Origin of the sequence: Clostridium sp. UBA6640 (assembly GCF_002455975.1) — a bacterium.
Taxonomy (GTDB): Bacteria; Bacillota; Clostridia; order Clostridiales; family Clostridiaceae; genus Clostridium_J.
This window is the reverse complement of sequence record NZ_DKLM01000108.1, coordinates 1-20447: the sequence shown is the minus strand read 5'-3', so window position 1 is coordinate 20447 and position 20447 is coordinate 1. Positions and strand designations below refer to the sequence as shown.

Here is a 20447-nt window from a genome sequence, read left to right as displayed (position 1 = left end):
TATCTTTAAATCTATAGCTATATTGATGATGATAAGTATAGCTATAGATTTAAAGATAAAGGACATAAACATAACATAGAATGTGATATATGTCATAAAATAATTGAAATTGACTGCCCTATGCCTCAAGTGAAGGAATATATAAAGCTCAAAACAGGAGTTACTTTAATTGATAGTTGTATTAATATAAATAAAGGCATATGTAGTGATTGTGTAAATAACAATAAAAAATAAGAATGTGGATAGTACTCCGCTACTTTCCACATTCCTTTTTTATTTCTTTTAAGTATAAGAGTACAATTAATAGTTTTATGTGGAGCCTTATCTATAGAACCTACTAAGTGGACAATTGCCACATTAGAATCAGAATAGTTAATTTGAAAGCTTTCTAATTTATTTAGTTTATATTTATTAAAAACTCCACCAGTGCTATATTTTTTTATAGCATAATTTATATCTTTGCATCTATATTGAGTATATTTATATTTTGCTAAAGGAAAGAATATTATTATGGATAGAATTAAAATAAAATATAAGGTTATCCTATTTTTTATACTAAATTTAGATTTTGAATTAATCTTTCCTTTGTAATTATAACCTATGATAATCACCTCTCGTTAGTTAACTATAATAATATAATATTAAAAAAATAAGATAAATATGTATAATAAGAAAGGAAGATAAATATGAATTTTTCATCATTAGTACTTATGGAAAGAGAAAAAGATACCAATTATTTAATAAAAGAACTAGGAAGTTATGAGGTAAGTGATGGAGGAGAGTATGTTACAAAATTATTTTATGATGGAGATTTAATCAATTTGTATTTTGATACGAAAGAAGATGTAGAAGAGTGGCAATATACTGCTATATATGATTTATTTGATGAGGAATCTTTTGAAAGGGAAGGTTTTCAGATTGAACCATATGATGATGAGTATAATCCTACATGGATAATAAAATTTCAATACGATGATGAACATACTGTTATTAAAGAAAAGCTAAATAAAGCTTGTAATTTAATAAAAGAAAAAATGGAAAGAGTTTTAGAAGATATCGAAGATAAAAAAAGCGAGTATTTAAATTAAAATTTAGTACCAATTATCAATTACTTGTAAATTTGTATAAAAAAACTACGATAATGGTAGTATAATCAAAAATAAATATTTTTTAGCAAATTTTAAACAAATAGGGGGAAACATGCGTTTAGATTTTATTGGAAATGTAAAAGAAAATGAAGTTCTAGGCAAAACAGTTTTTGATAATGATGGTAGGATCTTACTAAGAGCAGGAGTTAAATTGACATCCCAATATATAAATAAATTAACTCAATTAGGTGCTTATTATATATATATAGAAGATGATAGATTAGGAGATGTAGAAGCAGATGATCCTAAGCTTAATATGTTAAAACAAGATACTATGAGCTGTCTAAGTGAGGTAATTAAAAATGTGGGAGTAATAAGCAAAAGTAATACTAAGGATTGTTTAGCAAGGGTAAATGAATTAATTGAATATATTTTAGAATTAGGTGATGTAAATAAAAGTTTACTTGATATAAAAACTCACAATAACTACACTTTACTTCATAGTGTAGATACAGGGGTAATGGCAACCTTTATGGGAATAGCATTAGGTCTTAAGAAACAAGAACTGAATGATCTTGCTGTTGGTGGAATTTTGCATGATATTGGTAAAGTGAAAATTTCTCCTTCAATAATTGATAAAAATGGACCATTGAGTTTTGAAGAATTTGAAGAGATGAAAAGGCACCCTATATATGGTAAAGAAATTTTAATGAAAAATTTTAATATTTCTAGGTCTTCTATTAAAGCTATAGAACAACATCATGAAAAAATAGATGGGAAAGGCTATCCTTATGGACTTAAAGATAAACAAATATCAAGCTATGCTAAAATAGTATGTGTTTGCGATGTATATGATGCAGTAAGTAATAATAGAAGTTATAGAAAGAAATTTTTACCTAATGAAGCCTATGAACTTATACTGGCTGGATCAGGAACTAACTTTGATAAAGAGATTGTAAGTTTATTTAGAAGAGTATTTTCTGTTTATCCCCTAGGTTGTTGTGTAAAGCTTTCTAATGATATAGAAGGATATGTTATAAGGCAAAATGAAAATTTTCCGGATAGACCGATTATTAGGGTACTTTATGATCATGAATCAAAATTACCTATAAGATTTTATGAAATTAATTTATTAGAACATAGAAATTTAATTATTAAATCATTAGTATAATTAAAATTTTTGGAGTGATAAATTTGAATTCAAAAGAAAAGAATTTAATTAATATAATTAAGACAGGGCCAACTTTAACTTATATGCTCATCACTATTAATGTATTAGTATATTTAATTGTTGGATTTGTATCATTTTATTATTATAAAGGAAGCATAATAGAAATAGACAATAGAGCATTAGTTATGCTAGGTGCGATGGTTAATATTTTGGTAGAAGAAGGACAATATTACAGATTGTTTACATGTGCATTTTTACATAGTTCAATAATACATTTAGCCTTAAACATGTATGCACTTAATTCTTTAGGTACTATACTGGAGAAAGTATTAAGTAAAGGAAAACTTTTAATCATATACATTGTATCTGCTATACTAGCCTCTTATGGAAGCTATTTGTCTACCAAATCTATTTACAGAGTATCTATTTCTGTAGGTGCATCAGGAGCTATTTTTGGTTTATTAGGTGCACTATTAGTAATTGCTTTTCTTAACAGAAAGGTTATTGGAAAAGCGTTACTTAAAAGTGTAACAGAAGTAGTTATAATTAATATAGTTATTGGATTTTTAATACCTAATATAGATAATGTAGCTCATATTTCAGGATTGATAGTGGGAGTTATAATTACCTATATTATACTTAGGTATCCTCGCTTTAAGGAAAAATAGTCTTAAAAGTTAATAATAAAGAGCTGTCTAAGTAATATTAGATAGCTTTTTTAGGTAAGAAGTTAATTGCAAAAATTGACTTTTAATGTATACTTATTTTAGAGAAAGAATGCAAAGATTAAATTTAAAAGTGATACATCGATAGTTAGGGTGTTTATATATATATAATGGGGGGATATAATTGAATATATCAGAATTAAAAGTGATTTTAACAGAAAAAGATTTATTAAGTATTATAAATGATGTACTAAAAAATTATGTAAATTTGCCACAATTAAAAATAAATAAATTATTGATAGAGGATTATTTATGTATTCAAGGAAGTTATAATTATGGTATCAATATACCTTTTGATGCGAAAGTATCCATTGAAAAAGTAGAGGATAACAGGCTTTATATTGTGCTTCAATCAATAAACATTAAGAAAATAAAAATGTTTAATAGAGTAAAAAACTTTATTTTAAAGACATCTTTAAAAAAATTTAAAGATGTAGGGATAACAGTGGATAGTAATAAACTATGTATCAATTTTTATGAGCTTTGTACAATTATTCCTATAGTTAATTTTAAATTAAGAGAAGTGACCGTTATTCCATTTGGACTTGAGGTAAAATTTTATGATCTAAATGTGGATTTACAAAAGAATTCAGAAGAAAAAATTGATATACTAGGAGAAGAAAAGCTAGAAACAATTGAAGCTGAAGAAGCTGATCCTTCACAATTAAATGCAAATAGTATAATTTCAATAGAAGCTAATGAGAAAAATTGCAGCAGTTATTCTGAGGTAAGAAACTCTATGGTAAATACTGTACCTCATAAATATAGAGATTATTCCCAATATGTATTATTACTGCCAGATATAATAGCATTACTTGTCAGAGTTTTTAAAGATGAACGGGTTACAAAGGAAACTAAAAGATATTTAGGAGTGGCTTTAGGTTATTTATTATTTCCTATAGATGTAATACCAGATTCTATTCCACTTATAGGTAAAATTGATGATCTAGCAGTAGTATTCTTTGTATTTCAAAAACTATTATGTGATATACCTACAGAAATTATCATTGATAACTATGAGGGAAATGAAGATATAATATTAATAATTAAAGAGGGAATAGCTTTATTTGCAGATAGATTTGGAACAAAAAATATTAAAAATATAATTGATATATTATCCCTATCAGTAAAAAAAGGAATTAATTTTTTTTCTAAATAAAGGAGAGAAACTATGGCTAAAAAAATATATGCAATCAAATATGGTTTTGATTTTAAGGATAATAGAGAAATAAGAAATATTATGGTTAATACTTGGGCAGAATGTTTAGCATTGGTTAAAGGAGTAAAAGGAGCTCAGTATAAAAGCTTTGAAAGTCTTAATGAGGCAAAAGAATATTTAAGTGAAGAAAAAAAGTTATTGAAAAAGGGTATTGATAGCTATCCTATGGATTGTATTCATGTATATGTAGATGGAAGTTACAATCTTCAAAGTGAGAAGTTTTCCTATGGCATGGTTGCAGTAAGAAATGATGTAATAGAATATATGGAAAATGGTGAAGCAGAGGATAATTCACAAAAGCAGTTAAGACAAATAGCAGGAGAATTAATGGGAGCTATAAAGGCAGTAGAATATGCAAAATCAATAGGAGAAAGAAAATTAGTAATATTTCATGACTATGAGGGGATATATCATCATGCTATAGGAACCTGGGAGAGAAAAGATAGCTCCTCAAAAGAGTATTATGATAAAATTAATAGTTATATAAATAAAGATAATATGGAAATTATTTTTGTTAAGACAGATAGTCATAGTGGAGATATATATAATGAAATAACAGATAGTTATGCTAAGGCAGCAATAAGAGTACCTTTAACAGATGCTGTTGATAAATATCTATCAGCAAATACAGTGAAAGCTAAAGATGATATTGTTAAAGAAAAGCTACTTTCTATAATAAAAGAAAAAAATTACGATAAAGTAATATGTTTAGGGGAAAATCTTATATTAAGAGAGAAGAAAAGCCTAGAGGAAATTCTTAGAGAGATTAAGCTTTTAAAATGTGATAATGAGCTATTATCTTACATAAAAGATTTGGACCAGAATATTAAGAATGACTTAATATTTAATTTTATTAAAGAAATAAATTAAAATTTAAAAATCATTGCAGTATATATAGTTAATAATTATAAAAGACAACCTCTAGAGGAGGATTATCTTTTAGTTTATGTGTACCTAGTATGGATAATAACTTTATGGTGGAAGTTCGCTGTAGAATTAGTAGTGGGAATCACTAACTAATAACAAAGGTGTCTACGTCAGGCAGAATCTAAAGGAAGCAGTCTCGGTCTGATGAATACGAACTGTATATTGTAGTTGTGATGAGTGTAATATATATGTTAAAAGTGAAAAAGTTGGCAGGGTGGCTATGGGGAGTATAAGTTTATTTATACAGAATAAACTCAACCTTAAAGTTAACACAAACAAAAGTGCAGTGGAAAGACTTTGGAACAGAGGATAACTAAGCTCAGCTAAATAAACATTGGTTGGATTAATTACTATGGTGCTGCAAAATGCAAAGGATTAATATGGAAAATAGATGTGTGGATAAGACAAAGTCTAAGGATGTGTATATGGAAACAATGGAAGAAGGTTAGAATAAGATATAGAAATCTTAAGAGATTGGGGCTAAATCACTATCAAGGAATAAAAAGAGCCAATACCCGTAAAGGGTACTGGCAAATAGACAATAGTACTATCTTAAACAAAGCGCTTACAAATCAATTCTTCTCAGAATTAGGCTTAAAAAACTAACACGTCAATATATTAAAATTTATTTAATTTAAAGAACCGCCATGTACCAAAACCATACGCACGTTGGTGCGAGAGGTCGGTAGGTAAAATAATTATCTACCTTCTGCTTAATGAGTGTAATAAAAGATAAACTTTAACACACTGAGCTTTAATCTAAATATCTAAAGAATTATTTCATCTAATATTTCATCTAATTTTTCAACTTGTTCTTTAGATATATTTTTAAGATAAGAAGATAGAAGTTCGTGGCGATTTTTTGTAAGTTGTTTAGAAGCAATTTCTCCTTGTTTGGTTAATTTTGCCACAACTAATCTTCTATCATTTGGATCTGTTTCTCTAACAATATAACCTTTTTTAACTAGTCTATCCATAGCTTTTGTAGGAGTACTTAATGCCACTTCTAAAAAATCTGCTATTTCAGTTATTGTTTTTTCACCATTTAATCCTATGGCATCAATTATTGATATTTCTGCCAATGATAAATCATTAAGTTCTGTATTAATAAATTGATGTCTTATATCTTTATCAATTTTAATAACTAAACGTTTCATATTCATATACAACCTATCACTTATATTCACTGTTTCACCACCAATAAAACTACTTTCGTAATATCGTATTTACATAGTACAGTAACATTTGAATATATCACTGTCAAGTAATATGATATTTATTCTTTTATTATAATATTTTTTAAATATAATATAAAGAAATAAATTTATTGGTTTTTAAATTATTATTTATTCCATATATGAACTCGGTTCTTTGCCTATTTCATTTAAAACTTTCCATTGTCTATTATTATTTATAGAATCAATGCTTCTTTTAGAATATCTTTCAATATGTTCTTCATATCCAGTTATAGGATTAACTATACATCTTGCAGGTAATCCCATCATAAATCTTTTAATACATCCTTCGTTGCAACGTGTACATTTGATAATTTCATCCATTCGATCTTCTTTATATTTATTAACCCAATCAGGATCTGCAATCTGTTGTCTTCCTTGTGAAATCATATCAGCTATATTTTCTCTTATAACTTTTTCAGCCAATTTAGGATCGTGTACAGATGGACATATAAGAGGAATATTTAAATCTTTATTTATAATTCTTGCTTTTTCAACGACTTGACCATCATTATTAGGTAAAAAATCACTCATGCATTCATAAGAACCATCTGATAAATGTATAAAATCAGCTCCATATTCTTCAAGTTTTTTAGCAACTTTATTAACATATTCAGGTGTCATTCCATCTTCAACTTCTTCGGAAGCGCTAATTCTAACTCCTATTGGATAATCAGGACCTACATACTTACGCATTGAATCTATACTTTCTTTTATTATTCTTAATCTATTTTCAAGACTACCACCATACTCATCATTTCTTTTATTAGTATGTGGTGAAATAAAAGAGTGAAGTAAATATCCATGAGGAGCATGAATTTCTATACCATCAAATCCAGCTAGTTTAGTGCATTTAGCAGAATATCCATAGTCTTCTACCAATTTTTTTATTTCTTTTTTAGTTAATTCTCTAGGAGTTTCAGAGATTAAGTGAGAACCAGGAATTTTTTTAGCTTGTTCTATTGTTACTTCAATATCGTCACTTAATTCACCTTGATATCCTAATGTTCTAACAAAAGCTTTAAGTGGTTTAATATTTTCAGGACTACCAAGTCCATTTATTAATTTATCTGGTCTTACTTCAAATGGTATAGGAGAAGCAGATACTGGAGTAGTAGCACCTAGGTCGGAAGTTCCTTGTCTACCAGGTCCTATAGAAAGTTGAGCAAAAACCACTGCTCCATCAACCTTTATTCTTTCAACCATATTAGCTAATTGAGGTACATATCGCTCATCTGTAATAGATAAATTATTATATTTACGATAGGTATTAGCAGTTGGATGTTCACTAGCGAGCATAGCTTCTATAATTATAAGACCTGTTCCACCTATGGACCTTGCAACATAGTAAGCTTCTTGCTGTTTACTAGGATAGTGATTAGGTCCTGTAAAATTCATATTCATAGGAGCCATAGCCACTCTATTATTAATTTTAACATCACCTATTTTAATTGGTTTCAATAATACTTTTTCACTTGTCATTTTGATTCCCCCTCATTTACAAATATAATATAATTCGAAAATCATATAATACGAAAGTCGTAGTGTTTGATAAAAAAATAAAAGTTCTGGATTAAATTTCACTTACCATTTTGAATCCTCCTTATTTACAAACATAAAGTAATCAGAAAATAGGATAGTACGAAAATCGTAGTATTTGATAAAAAATAAAGGTTCTAGAGTAAATAATATTACTTTCGTATCATTTGATATACTTAACATAGTAATGGTAAATAAAGTATTTGTCAAGGAACATTTGATAAGTTATTTCAAATAAATGTAAACAATTCATTATAATCATTTATATTTAAGTAACTGATGTGCTAATCTAATATAAATAAATTACATATTAAAAAAGAGCCAATCCCCGTAAAAGATATTGGCAAATAGTCAATAGTGTTATCTTAAAACAAAACACTTACAAATCAATTTTTTTCAGAGTTAGGCTTAAAAATATTAACAGGCCAATATGTTAAAATTCATTCAACTTAAAGAACCGCCGTGTACCAGATTGGTACGCACGGTGGTGTGAGAGGTCGGTAGGTAAAATAATTATCTACTCCTACTCGATAATAAATTTCTACTGTGCTTTTATAGTTTAGGAATCTTCAAAAAAATAACTAGTCAGTATGCTCATCTATTTTGTATCATACTGTGTCGTCAGAACTCCATGATAGCTAGACTATTATGAAAACCTTTCTCCTTGTATGATGCAAAATATATTTCACATCTTTAACTAGCTATTTTATTTCATATGCCTTATTTTAATGAAATTTTGAAATTTCAATTATTTTATGAAAATTATTTATGGACTATTTAACAGTGGAAATATTATACTATTTTATTCTAGCAAATATTGAGACAAAATTTTATTTAAATCAATATTTTCTAAGTTATCCACTACAATTATAATTCCTAATATTTCAGAGTTGTTTTTTATTAATATTTCTCCTAAATCTTCTGAAACTAAGGTAGCTTTATTATTTTTAGTATAGTCTAAAGTTAAAAGATTAGTTGAATTTGCAGATTTAATGAAATCAATAGATGAATTATTATTTTTAAAATTATCCATATTAAAGGTCAACTCTAAAGGAATATCTTTTTCTATTACCATTATATAAGGAGATAAACTATCATCTAAAGCGGATATATTTATACTTTGAATATTATTTCTTTTCTCAGCTTTTCTTATTAAGTTAGAGTTTATAGTTTCATTTCCATTGAAGTTACCTATGTTTGATGTAGAGCAGCAAGATGGTGTGAAACTTTTATCATTTGATTCTTTTTCAGAGGGACTTATGTTATTTAAATTATCGACAACTTTAATAGTGCCAGAAAGCATTCCCATCCAGCAGCTATATTTAATAGTTTCATCAGTATTATCGAGATTGATTATATTTTCTCCTTCTTTTAATTTTATTCTTTGACCTAAAGAAGGTATAATTATCTCATTGTTACAGGAGGTCAAAGTTTTACCTTCTATAACCCATTTTATTGGCTTATTTTTCTCCACATATATTGTTCTAGGAGAATATCCAAAAATATCTGCAGTAGTTTTAATTATTTGAACTCCATTTTCTATTTTAGGAAGCTGGTTATCTTCTATAGTTAAATCTGTATTCTCCATGGTGGAAAAAGAATCTGATATATTTAATCCAATAACCGTAAATCCTCTGTTTGCCATTATTAATCCAAGAACTATTATGAGTATTCCGCTGAATTTCATCAAGTTTATAGCATTTTTACCTTTAATAAATAAAGTAGATAAAGCACCAAATATAAGCATGAGTGGCACAGTTCCTAGTGCAAAGAAAAACATAGATTTAGCACCTAAAATAGCGCTACCAGTGCTAAGTGCATAAAGTTGCATTGTCTGAAGAGGACCGCAGGGCATAAATCCATTTAATAATCCTATTAAAATAGGAGATTTATTCCTTTTAATTTTAGTACAATTTGAAAAAGGAAGCTTTATACTAATACTTCTTAAAATGTTAAATCCTATCATATTTAAGCCCATTAAAATCATATATAAACTAGCAATGATTTGAATTATTGCAGTAATTTTAGGGGTCACCGAGAATATAGAGCCAACAGCGCCAACAATACCACCAAGCATGGTATAAGATATTATTCGGCCTATGTTATATAATAAAGCAGGCTTTATAGCTTCACTTTTATTTTTGGTGGGAGATGACAAGGTTTGAGACATCATAATACCACCACACATTCCAACACAATGTAAGGAGGTAATAGCACCTATTATAAAGAGCATGAAATAGGATGCATTAATCAAAGCTTTATCCATATTGAAACCTGTAGTAAACTTTCCTAATAAAATAATTGCTAGAATAATTATTCCTACACCGATATATTTTGAAAAGCCCTTGTAAGATTTTGCCAAAACCACATAACCTAAAGATTCAATGGTATTAATAATAATTTCTTTATTGTAAAGTTCTAAATTATATTCTATAATTACAGTTTCAGTTTTATAGCTGCACTTTACATTAATTATACCGGGTAATTTTTTTATGTTTTCTTCTATTCTTTTTTCACAAGAAGTACAGGTCATGCCCTTGACCTTTATATACTCTTTATTTAAACTCATATTTAAACCTCCTTATTATTCAAGTGTTATAAAGTATATAAAAAATCTATGTAGAAATTGTGTAGATTTAAAATTTCTACATAACTTTTACAGAATTTTTTATTATAATTTTTTATATAGAGCAAATATTAAAGTAAATTAAACTTTTGAGAGGTATAATATGAAAAACATTTTAATAATAGAAGATGAAAAATCAGTTTCAGAGGTAATAGAAGCATATTTAAAAGCTTCAGGATATAATGTTAAGGTTACGGCAAAAGGAGAAGAAGGCTTAAAGCTATTTAATAGAAATCAGTTTCAATTAATTATTTTAGATTTGATGTTGCCAGATATTAGTGGAGAGGATATATGTAAAATTATTAGAAAAAACTCTGATGTACATATATTTATGCTTACTGCAAAAGGTGGACTTAATGATAAAATTCAAGGGTTAAATCTAGGTGCAGATGAATATTTGGTTAAACCATTTAGTCCTAGAGAATTAGTTGCTAGAGTAAATGCATTATTTAGAAGATTAAACAAAGAAGCATATACTGAGATGGTTTTTGATAATGGAAACTTAGCAATTGATTATGAAAAACGCTTAGTTAAAGTAAAAGACAAAGAGGTTTATTTAACACCTTATGAATTTGAAATATTATATACCTTAGCTAAAAATGAAGGAAAGGTGTTAACTAGGGAAAGGTTAGTGGAAGAAGTTTTTGGCTTTGATTTTGATGGATTCGATAGAAATGTAGATACCCATATTAAAAACCTAAGAAAAAAAATAGAAGAAAGCACGAAAAAACCAAAATATATAATAACAGTAGTTAAAGTAGGATATAAGTTTGGTAAGGAGAAGAAAAATGATAACAATAAATAATAAAATAAAAAATATATTTATTGGTGTTTCTATAATTATTATGATTTTAGTACTTTTATTTGTAAATTTAACTGTTAATAATAATTTTAAAGAATATCTAAAAAATAATCAAAGTAAAAGAAACGAAAGAATTGTAGACTATTTGCAGAAGGTTTATAAGGAGGAAAACACTTGGAAACCTGATTCAGGTATAGAAATTATGCATGAAGCTTACATGAGCAATTTTTGCCTAACACTTTATGATAAAAATAAAAATATTATTTGGGGAATGAACCCTAAAGACTTAAAAAATGAAGATTATAGAGAAGCTATGTTGTCTCATGTTCAAAATGGGAATTATATATCTGAAAGGCATGAATTAAAAGACAATGATAAAATAATAGGATATATAGATGTAGGTCATTATTCTGCTATTTTAATGTCGCAAGAGGATATTAAATTTCAAGTAGACATAAATAAAAGTATTATTGCCAGTGCAGTAATTGCAATAATACTATCAATAATTTTAAGTAAATTTATATCTAAAGATTTTACTGACCCTATAAAGAGAGTAGCAGACATTTCCGTAAAACTATCTAATGGAAATTTAGATGCACGATGTCTTATAGATACGGACATAAAGGAGTTAGGAGAATTAAAGAATAGTATAAATAGATTAGGAGAAAAACTAAAGTATCAAGATGTACTTAGAAAACGATTAATTTCAGATATTTCTCATGAACTTAGAACACCTCTAAATGTACTTCAAAACAATTTAGAAGCAATGATTGATGGTGTTTTTCCAATAAGTAGTAAAAGATTAGAAAGTTTAAATGATGAGGTTATAAGATTTGCAGGTCTACTTAACAATTTAAAAGTATTAAAAAGTTTTGAAGAAGATAGTAAAAAACTTAATTTTAAAGTAATATCTTTAAAAAAATTAATATATACCATATATGAAGAATTCAAATTATATAGTAAGGAGAAAAATGTAACTTTAAGTTCTGAAAGTTTTATAGAAGAAGAGGACTGTATATTAGGCGATGAGGATGGCTTAAGACAAGTATTTATAAATATTTTATCTAATGCAATAAAATTTTCCAAGGAAAAAGGGAAGGTAAAGATAATTCTAAGAAAAAATAAAGAAGATATTATAGTAGAAATAACTGATAATGGTATAGGTATACAAGAAGAGGATTTGCCTTTTATTTTTGAGAGATTTTATAGAGGTGATAAAAGCAGAGAAGAGACAGAAGGAAGTGGAATAGGTCTTACTATCACAAAAAGTATATTAAATTTACATTCTGCAGATATAGAGGTTAAGAGTAAAGAAAATATAGGTACTACAGTGATGATTAATTTTAAAAGTATATAGAAACTATTTAACTATTTAAAATTTAATTTTATGAATATAAACTCTTTATAACATGTATAGTATAAATTAAAAATTTTGTTTAATTAAAATAAGTTGTCTATAGTAGAATTAATTTATAAAAATTGCGCACCATATTATTATATAATTAAAGAAAGGATGTGCATTTATAATGAAAACTATGGGTAAAATACTTCTTGTTGGTGCTGTTGCTGGTGCTACTATGCAAATGATGATGCCAATGATGGATAAAAAAACTAGAAAAAGAATTAAAAAATCCAGTAAAAGGCTGCAACATATGGCTGGAGATGTATATGAAAATATGATGTCTATGATGCATTAGAAATGTAAATATAAGACATCTAAAGCAAGTAATAAAGTGTCTAGTCAAAGATGTTGAGAATATTTTGTGTCAAATAGCATATTAATATCACTGATACTAGTGATATTAATGAATCTAGGATGATGCAAAATAACTCAACATATTGACTAGTTACTTTAAAGATATTTAGTGTATTTTTATAGTGAAAAAGTTGGATTTTTATCCAACTTTTTTTATTGTAGAAATATAGTAAAATTGACAATTTAATCTTTAATAATATCATCTAAATCAAATGCAGTTAAAAAGCACCTATATATTAATTTAAATTGCTATTTTTGTATATAATAGAATTAAAATAAAATTAATGCAATTTATTAAATAAAAATCCAAAATTTACGAAAATTTATATATAATTGTTATTCTACTTTAAAAATACTATAATTTTTGTGATTTTATTAAAATTTATGTTATAATAAAATAAGAAAATTTATAAAATTTCATTTTTTATCTAGTATAACTATAGTAGCTAATAATAAATTACTTGTAAAGGATGCGTGATTATGAAAATACTATCTTTAGGTGAAAAGATAAAACTAAGAAGAAAAGAGTTAAGTTTAACTTTAAAAAATCTAGCTGGTGATAGAATAACCGCGGGACAAATTAGTTTAGTTGAGTCTGGAAAATCTAACCCAAGTATGGATTTATTAGAGTATTTAGCCTTTGCATTAAATATTACAGTAGAATACTTAATGGAAACTGAGGAGACTCAAGCGGAAAAAATTTGTCTTTATCATGAAAATATTGCAGAAGCTAAGATATTAAATGACGAATTAGAAGAGGCAGAAAAAAACATAGAAAATTCTTTACATTATGCAGAAAAATACAATTTAGATATGAGGAAAGCAAAGGATCTTTATTTAAAAGGCTTAATCTATAGCAGGAAAAAAGAATATGGAAATGCTCAGCAAAATTTTTTGTCAGCAAATAGTATATTTATCAAAAATAATTCAAATGAAGAAGTTATCAATACTTTTTTATTGTTAGGGAAAATTACCTTAAAACTTAAAGCATATCATTCTGCTTATAGCTATTTTCAACAAGCAGAAAAAGTTTTTGAAGATAGTAATTTAGGTGATGATTTCTTAATTGGGCAAATCTATTATTACATAGGATGCACTTATTTTAAATTAGGAATTATAGATAAATCTATAGAATATTCTTTTATGGCTCAAGAAAAATTTAGAAATATTGATAACAAGAAAATTTATGCAGAAAGTTTATTAGCATTAGCGAAAGAGTATTGCGAAAAAGGTGATATAAACAATGCTATAAATTATTCACAAAAAACATTAAAAATATATAAAGAGATGAATAATAGTTTTTATGTATCTGAAATCGAAAATGATTTAGGGAAGTTATTTTCGGATTTTGAAAATGTTGAACAATCTTTTATACATCTTTATAAAGCGAAAGAAATTAGAGAAAAGACAAATGATTCTAAAATCATTGAAACCTTATGTAATATATGTGAGAACTATATTAAGTTAAAAGACGAAATAAAAGCTAAAGAAACGTTAAATGAAATATTACAGCACATAGAAAAAGGGGAAGAAAAATCACTTTGTGATTACTATCTACTTAAATATCGAGTTGAGTTATTAGAGGGAAAACTAGAAGAAGCAGAGAATACATTAATGCAAACACTTAATTATGTTAAAAAAGTAAACTTCCTTAAGGAAAGCGCGGAAATATCTATAATGTTGGGTAAATTCTACATTGATAATGGTAGGGATAATGAAGCAGCTAAATATTTAAATGAGGGAATAAAGGTATTAAGGGAATTAAAGATTTTAGACAAGTAGTAATGTTAAGTGGGGGATAAAAGTGGAGATATTGTCAACAGGCGAAAAAATAAAAAGAGCCAGAATATATAAAGGTCTAACTTTGAGGGATATTTGTGAGGAAAAAATTTCTGTATCTAAAATGAGTTGTATTGAAAATAATAAAGTAACTGCAGAACCATGGATTTTAGAGTATATAAGTGAAAAATTGGGTTTAGATTTAAAGTATTTAATGCATGATGTAAGAGATCAAATTTTAGAGAATATAAAAGTATTTAAAACTTATAAAGAAAATAACTCATATAATAATAATTATATAGAGGATGTATTATATAATCTTGAATATGCCGAAACATATTGTTATTATGATTTAGCATGTGAAATATTACATTTGTTATTTTCATATCACCTATCGAAAAATAATTTTGAGGATTTAAGAATCATAATACCAAGATATTATGATTTATGTCAGAAATCAAATGATGAATTGTTTCAGTTAAAATATTATATGGATATTGCTGTATACCTTTCATCTAATGGAGAATATTCTCAAGCCATAAGCTATTATAGTAGTGTAAGAAAAAGATTAAAAGAGTTAAAAGTAGAAGATAAATCACAGCTGATAAGAGCTACTTATAATGAATGCGCAGCACTTGTAACTATGGAAGATTTTGATGCTGCAAAAGAAAGATGTGATGAATTAGTAGAAATAGTTGATTACAGTGAAACGGACATATTAAAAGGAGATATTTATCACATGTTTTCTATTCTTGCTCTTCACACTAATGATTATGAAAAATTTAAAGATTATGAAGAAAAAACTCTTTATTATTATAAAAGCGATGTTAGAAGAAAAGCTATGTGCTTTCACAATTTTGCTCTAACTATGTTTAAAAATAATAAAAGAGGCACTGCAGAGGAGTATATTAATCAAGCTATAGAGCAGTATCCAAAGGAAAATACAGAGCAATTATGCTCTTTCCTAATTATTGTAGTGCAAACTTTAATAGAAAATGAAATTTTAAATCTAGCACAAAAGGTAACAGATGAAGTTTTAAATTATGCTATTAACTTAGATAGCACAAAGTTTATTGAAAGCGCTTATTATTATAAGGCTATCATACTTCAAATGCAAAATAATTATTCTTCATCAGAGACGTATATGAATCTATCTTTAGATGCTCTAGTTAGATATGGATCAAAGTCTAAAATATATAAAAGATATTTAGAGATGGGAGAAATGTATCATAAACTAGGAGAAATAGCAGAATCAATTAAGTTTTTTAACTTAGCAATGCAATTAGAAAAGAAAATGTAGCCAAAAGGCTACATTTTTATATATAAAGAGTTTTTAAATTTAGAATATGTAAATACATCTTTATGTATTTTAATGCACAACTTGAAATAATGCACAATTCAAAATTCGCAATTGAGGAGGAAATTAGTTTCTATCAAATTAATTTCTTTAACCAATTTTTTTGCTAGTAATACAATTACTAGTTTTTTTCATCAATTTTAGAACTGGTTTATCTATAAAGAAGGCTCAGAGTAATTATATTAAGTAATATATAATATTAAATAGAAAGGGGAGATTATTATGATAATTATGAATCATGTAGGGGTAGTAGTTAAAGATATGGATATTTCTAAAAAGTTTTATTCAGAGGTTTTAAATGGTGTAATAGATCATGAATATGAAGATGAAAATGTTCATCTTTGTTTTGTAAAGAGTGGGAATGGGGTAATAGAACTTGTAAAAAGAAAAAAAGAAGAAAGTAGTTTTAATTTAGGAGTAGTTGAACATATTGCATTTACTGTTGAAAATTTAGAAGTTGCAATTGAAGGTTTAAAAAAGAAAGATATAGAGATAATAAGTGAATTCCCACGAGTTTGTGATAATAAATTAATAGCATTTTTTAAAGGTCCAAATGGAGAAAAATTAGAATTTGTACAATACTTGTAGTATTTATAACTAAAATAGCTGGAGCTTAAAAGCTATAATTTTAAAAAAGTCGTGATATTTAATCACGGCTTTTTATTTCTCTATTTATAATAAATTCTTTTGCTTTTAATTCTAAACTATCATCTAAGTCACTTAAAGCAACCTCACAATCAGGATATTTATAATTTAAAGCTATAGACAATAGCCTATCTGCGAGCTCAGGGTTCTTAGATAATAAACTACCATGAAAATATGTACAAAAAGTATTTTTATAAATACAACCTTCTTTTTTGTCTTCTCCATTATTTCCATAACCAGATTTTATAATACCTAGAGGATTTAAATCTCCAATGTATGTTTTTCCAGAATGGTTTTCGAAGCCAACATAAGTTTCATTAAATTTTTCATTGTATATTACAGTATTTCCTATGAATCTAGTATCGCCTGCCTCTGTATATATGTCAAGTATGCCTAAGCCTTCTAGTTTAATACCATTAGGAGTAGTATAGTATTTTCCAAGAAGCTGATATCCTCCACAAATACTTAAGAAAGCTTTACCATTTTCTATATATTTTTTTATATCATCTTTTTTTATTTCTATAAGATCCTTAGATACTATAGATTGCTCGTAATCTTGGCCTCCACCAAAAAAAACTATATCATAATTATCACCATCAAATTTATCATTTATAGTAATATTAATAATATTTACTTTTATGCCTCTTTCTTCAGCTCTATGTTTTAAAATAAGTACATTACCCATATCTCCATAAACATTTAATAAATCAGGGTATAAATGACATATATTCAATTCCATAAAATCACCTTGCCTTACCATATTTTTTCAATGTAACCTTTGCTATGAAGTAGCTTTCTAATATTTAACATAGCAGTGTAAGTTGCTAAAATATAGGTTGTATTATCTTCTAATGATGTTAACCCATTCATTAGGCTTTCATCATCTTCACATAATAAAAATTTATCTTTTGAAAATCCTGCAACTTTAAGTCTAATAGCCATGTCATAAAGTCGTGTACCTGAAACAATTATCTTATCAATTTCAAGTTCATTAAGCTTTTCAAAATTAACATCCCAAATCCACGATACATCTCGTCCATCAGCATATCTATCATTTAAAAGTAGAGCAAGATTTATTTTTTTCTTATCAAGCATTATGGTATTAACTGCTTGATCGTAGCCAGCAGGATTTTTAACAAGTATGATTTTTACTTCTTTATTATTAATTTTTATAGTTTCTTGTCTTCCAAAGCTGCTTTGCTGATTTTGTAAAGTAGAAGCTATAACCTCATCACTAATACCTAGTTCTTTAGAAGTAGCATAAGCACAAAGACCATTGTAAATATTGTACTCACCAGCTTGATTTATATTAAATTCTTTATTATTAAATATAACAGAAGAACCATCTGGTGTTAACTCTAGTATTTTATTAACTCCATATTTAAGCTCCGGTCTTTTATAGCCACAGTTGTCACAATAATAACTTCCTAAATGATTATAGGTCACAAAATCATAATTATACTGTGATTTACAACATTTACAGAATTTATTATCTGAATTTACATTTGTGGTAGCATTTTCTCGAATAGGTACATTAAATCCATAATAAGCTTTTGGGTTAGTAATATCTAACTTTCCAAACAGGGATTCATCACCATTTAGAACTAGAGTGGTATTAGGAGTTTTTTCAATTCCACTAAGTATCTTTGTAAAAGTAGTATGAATTTCTCCATATCTATCTAATTGATCTCTAAATAAATTTGTAACTGTAATTATTCGAGGTTTTATATCTTCAGTAATTATAGGTAAGTAGGCCTCATCCACTTCAATTACTGCATATGTATTTCTATTGCATTTTCTAAATTTATAATTAGAAATGAAACAGGAAGTAATTCCAGTTACCATATTTGCTCCAGTGTTATTGGTAATAACATCAAAATTATTAGCTTTTAAAATATTATAAATCATACTAGTAGTAGTAGTTTTACCATTGGTGCCAGTAATCAAAATAACATTATAATCCTTAGCTACAGTTTTTAAGATACGCTTATCAAATTTTAATGCTACCTTGCCAGGAAAATTTGAACCGCCTTTAAAAAGTAGTCTGGAAATTTTAATTATAAATTTAGAGGTAATTATACCGAAAAAAGAATTAATTTTAATTTTAAACACTCCTTTAGCTAAAATTTAAAAGTCTGTTATACGTTCTTTTTCTATTCTTGACTAATTATTTTTATTTTAGATATTTTATTCTATTTTAACATATATGAATTCATGAGAAATTTTAGGTCTATAACTATTCAGAAAAACACCTAATTTATTTAAATTGCTAATAGTGATATTAGCATGATTCTTTTTTAAAACTAGGATTACTTATTAGAGATGTAGTAGCTTCTTTATTCATAATTCTTGTAGTTATATTTTTAGTCATTGTAAAAACGCAAAAAAACAAATAACTTATCATTAAAATAAAAATTATTAGAATGATGGCATTTTTAATACGAGTTTTCTTTAGAGTCTTTTGCCTCCGTTCTTTTAGAAGTTGTTCCTTAGATTCTGTCATAACTCCAACCTCCACAAAATATTTAATTTAGATTTTAATTTAAAATAAATTACTAAACTACATTATAACATGATAATACATTCCTTTCTATGTGTTATACTTCAAATTAAGTAGATTTTTTTATAAGGTTTTGATAAAATTAATATGATTCCACAGGCAAGGAGGAAATTTATGAATAACAAACTATATGGCAAAAGAAACATTATTATATTAGTTATTGGCGTCATATTAGCTATTATTGCTATTGTAGCTTTTAATAATATAAATGATTTGAAAGAAGATAAAATAGAAGCAAATAACTATTTTTACACATGTAAATATGACGAGGCAATAGATAAGTATAAATCAATAGGAAAAAGAGAAAATCAATCTCCATTATGGGATGCTAAAATAAGTGAGGTATATTTACTAAAAAAAGACATAGAAAATGCTAATAAATATATGGAGGAAGCAATTAAAAAAGAAGATAAGACAGGTGACGCTCAAAGTATTATATTAAATAATAAATTTAATATAATTAAGGATAAATTGGCTGAAGAAAAAATAGAAAAAAAAGATTTTGAAACTATTGAGAAATATGGAGAAGAACTTCTAAAGAAATATAGCAGTAATAAGCAAATTAATAAAACAATGTTTTTAATTTATATGTCAAATAATAATTATGACAAGGCAAAAAATATCGTAGATAACTATCCAATTTCAGAGGGATCTGCTTATGATTTGGCAGAAAAATCTAGAATGTACATGATTTTGAATAAAACTGAAGAGGGATTATCTACATTAAAAGCTGCTTATGATTTAGATAAAAATGAAATTAAAATATATGATACCATTTATGAGAGTTATGAAGAAAATAAAACTTTATTAAATGATATTACAAAGTTAAATGAAAAGAATAAAGAAGATTTATGTTATAAACTATGGCTTGCAAAAATTTATAGCATTGAAGAAAGTAAAAATAAAGGAAAAGAAATTATTAATGACATTATAAATGAAGTAAAGGATAATAAAGATTTTTTAATTGCGAGGTTGTTAGAAATATCAATACTTGATAATAATAAAGAGTATGATAAAT

At 26.5% G+C, this 20447-nt stretch carries 19 protein-coding genes; 13 read left to right on the top strand and 6 right to left on the bottom strand.

Annotated elements, in window-relative coordinates:
- Positions 1-686 precede the first annotated feature (686 nt).
- The 6 genes from B2W91_RS11810 to B2W91_RS21065 all read left to right on the top strand — a co-directional run bounded on the left by B2W91_RS11810 (position 687) and on the right by B2W91_RS21065 (position 5736).
- A complete protein-coding gene (locus B2W91_RS11810) occupies positions 687-1088 on the top strand; it encodes a DUF6762 family protein (RefSeq protein WP_291581148.1) in 402 nt (133 codons plus the stop codon).
- A gap of 112 nt (positions 1089-1200) precedes the next feature.
- On the top strand, positions 1201-2259 hold the full coding sequence (locus B2W91_RS11805) for an HD-GYP domain-containing protein (protein WP_291581144.1): 1059 nt from the start codon (positions 1201-1203) through the stop codon (positions 2257-2259).
- A gap of 23 nt (positions 2260-2282) precedes the next feature.
- Positions 2283-2927: a rhomboid family intramembrane serine protease gene (locus B2W91_RS11800; protein WP_291581141.1), complete on the top strand. Its 645-nt coding sequence runs from the start codon at positions 2283-2285 to the stop codon at positions 2925-2927.
- Between the two features lie 181 nt (positions 2928-3108).
- The gene (locus B2W91_RS11795; protein ID WP_291581139.1) at positions 3109-4143 is read left to right on the top strand and encodes a YkvA family protein; all 1035 of its coding nucleotides are present in this window, start codon (positions 3109-3111) and stop codon (positions 4141-4143) included.
- Positions 4144-4155: 12 nt separating this feature from the next.
- Entirely contained in the window at positions 4156-5073 is a 918-nt protein-coding gene (locus B2W91_RS11790) for a ribonuclease H family protein (protein WP_291581136.1), read from the top strand.
- Between the two features lie 384 nt (positions 5074-5457).
- Positions 5458-5736, top strand: coding sequence for a group II intron maturase-specific domain-containing protein (locus B2W91_RS21065; protein ID WP_414633125.1), 279 nt, complete (start codon positions 5458-5460; stop codon positions 5734-5736).
- A 161-nt stretch (positions 5737-5897) separates the two neighbouring features.
- On the opposite strand, the gene B2W91_RS11785 is transcribed toward B2W91_RS21065, so the two are convergent.
- The 3 genes from B2W91_RS11785 to B2W91_RS11775 form a co-directional block, all read right to left on the bottom strand.
- Positions 5898-6317 carry a MarR family winged helix-turn-helix transcriptional regulator gene (locus B2W91_RS11785; protein WP_291581134.1) on the bottom strand — a complete coding sequence of 140 codons (420 nt, stop codon included), beginning with the start codon at positions 6315-6317 and terminating at the stop codon, positions 5898-5900.
- 159 nt (positions 6318-6476) lie between these two features.
- The gene (locus B2W91_RS11780) at positions 6477-7847 is read right to left on the bottom strand and encodes an NADH:flavin oxidoreductase (RefSeq protein WP_291581132.1); all 1371 of its coding nucleotides are present in this window, start codon (positions 7845-7847) and stop codon (positions 6477-6479) included.
- Between the two features lie 859 nt (positions 7848-8706).
- On the bottom strand, positions 8707-10473 hold the full coding sequence (locus B2W91_RS11775) for a sulfite exporter TauE/SafE family protein (RefSeq protein WP_291581101.1): 1767 nt from the start codon (positions 10471-10473) through the stop codon (positions 8707-8709).
- Between the two features lie 160 nt (positions 10474-10633).
- Between B2W91_RS11775 and B2W91_RS11770 the strand changes: the two genes are divergently transcribed.
- The 6 genes from B2W91_RS11770 (at position 10634) to B2W91_RS11745 (ending at position 16812) form a co-directional block, all read left to right on the top strand.
- A complete protein-coding gene (locus B2W91_RS11770; RefSeq protein ID WP_291581098.1) occupies positions 10634-11335 on the top strand; it encodes a response regulator transcription factor in 702 nt (233 codons plus the stop codon).
- Positions 11319-12689 (top strand): HAMP domain-containing sensor histidine kinase, encoded by a 1371-nt coding sequence (locus tag B2W91_RS11765; RefSeq protein ID WP_291581095.1) that lies wholly within the window; start codon positions 11319-11321, stop codon positions 12687-12689. The genes B2W91_RS11770 and B2W91_RS11765 overlap by 17 nt, the downstream gene beginning before the upstream one ends.
- 169 nt (positions 12690-12858) lie before the next feature.
- Positions 12859-13029: a YtxH domain-containing protein gene (locus B2W91_RS11760; protein WP_291581092.1), complete on the top strand. Its 171-nt coding sequence runs from the start codon at positions 12859-12861 to the stop codon at positions 13027-13029.
- A gap of 539 nt (positions 13030-13568) precedes the next feature.
- Complete coding sequence (locus B2W91_RS11755) at positions 13569-14870, top strand: helix-turn-helix domain-containing protein (RefSeq protein WP_291581090.1); 1302 nt, start codon at positions 13569-13571, stop codon at positions 14868-14870.
- Positions 14871-14892: 22 nt separating this feature from the next.
- Positions 14893-16167: a helix-turn-helix domain-containing protein gene (locus B2W91_RS11750; protein WP_291581087.1), complete on the top strand. Its 1275-nt coding sequence runs from the start codon at positions 14893-14895 to the stop codon at positions 16165-16167.
- A gap of 279 nt (positions 16168-16446) precedes the next feature.
- Positions 16447-16812 (top strand): VOC family protein, encoded by a 366-nt coding sequence (locus B2W91_RS11745; protein WP_291581085.1) that lies wholly within the window; start codon positions 16447-16449, stop codon positions 16810-16812.
- A 58-nt stretch (positions 16813-16870) separates the two neighbouring features.
- Here B2W91_RS11745 and B2W91_RS11740 read toward each other — a convergent pair whose 3' ends face one another.
- The 3 genes from B2W91_RS11740 to B2W91_RS11730 form a co-directional block, all read right to left on the bottom strand.
- Positions 16871-17608 (bottom strand): type 1 glutamine amidotransferase, encoded by a 738-nt coding sequence (locus tag B2W91_RS11740; protein WP_291581082.1) that lies wholly within the window; start codon positions 17606-17608, stop codon positions 16871-16873.
- Positions 17609-17622: 14 nt separating this feature from the next.
- Positions 17623-18981, bottom strand: coding sequence for a Mur ligase family protein (locus B2W91_RS11735; protein WP_291581080.1), 1359 nt, complete (start codon positions 18979-18981; stop codon positions 17623-17625).
- Between the two features lie 169 nt (positions 18982-19150).
- A complete protein-coding gene (locus tag B2W91_RS11730; RefSeq protein WP_291581079.1) occupies positions 19151-19372 on the bottom strand; it encodes a hypothetical protein in 222 nt (73 codons plus the stop codon).
- A 171-nt stretch (positions 19373-19543) separates the two neighbouring features.
- Here B2W91_RS11730 and B2W91_RS11725 point away from each other — a divergent pair.
- Positions 19544-20447 (top strand): tetratricopeptide repeat protein (locus tag B2W91_RS11725; protein WP_414633124.1); only part of this gene is annotated, 904 nt, incomplete at its 3' end.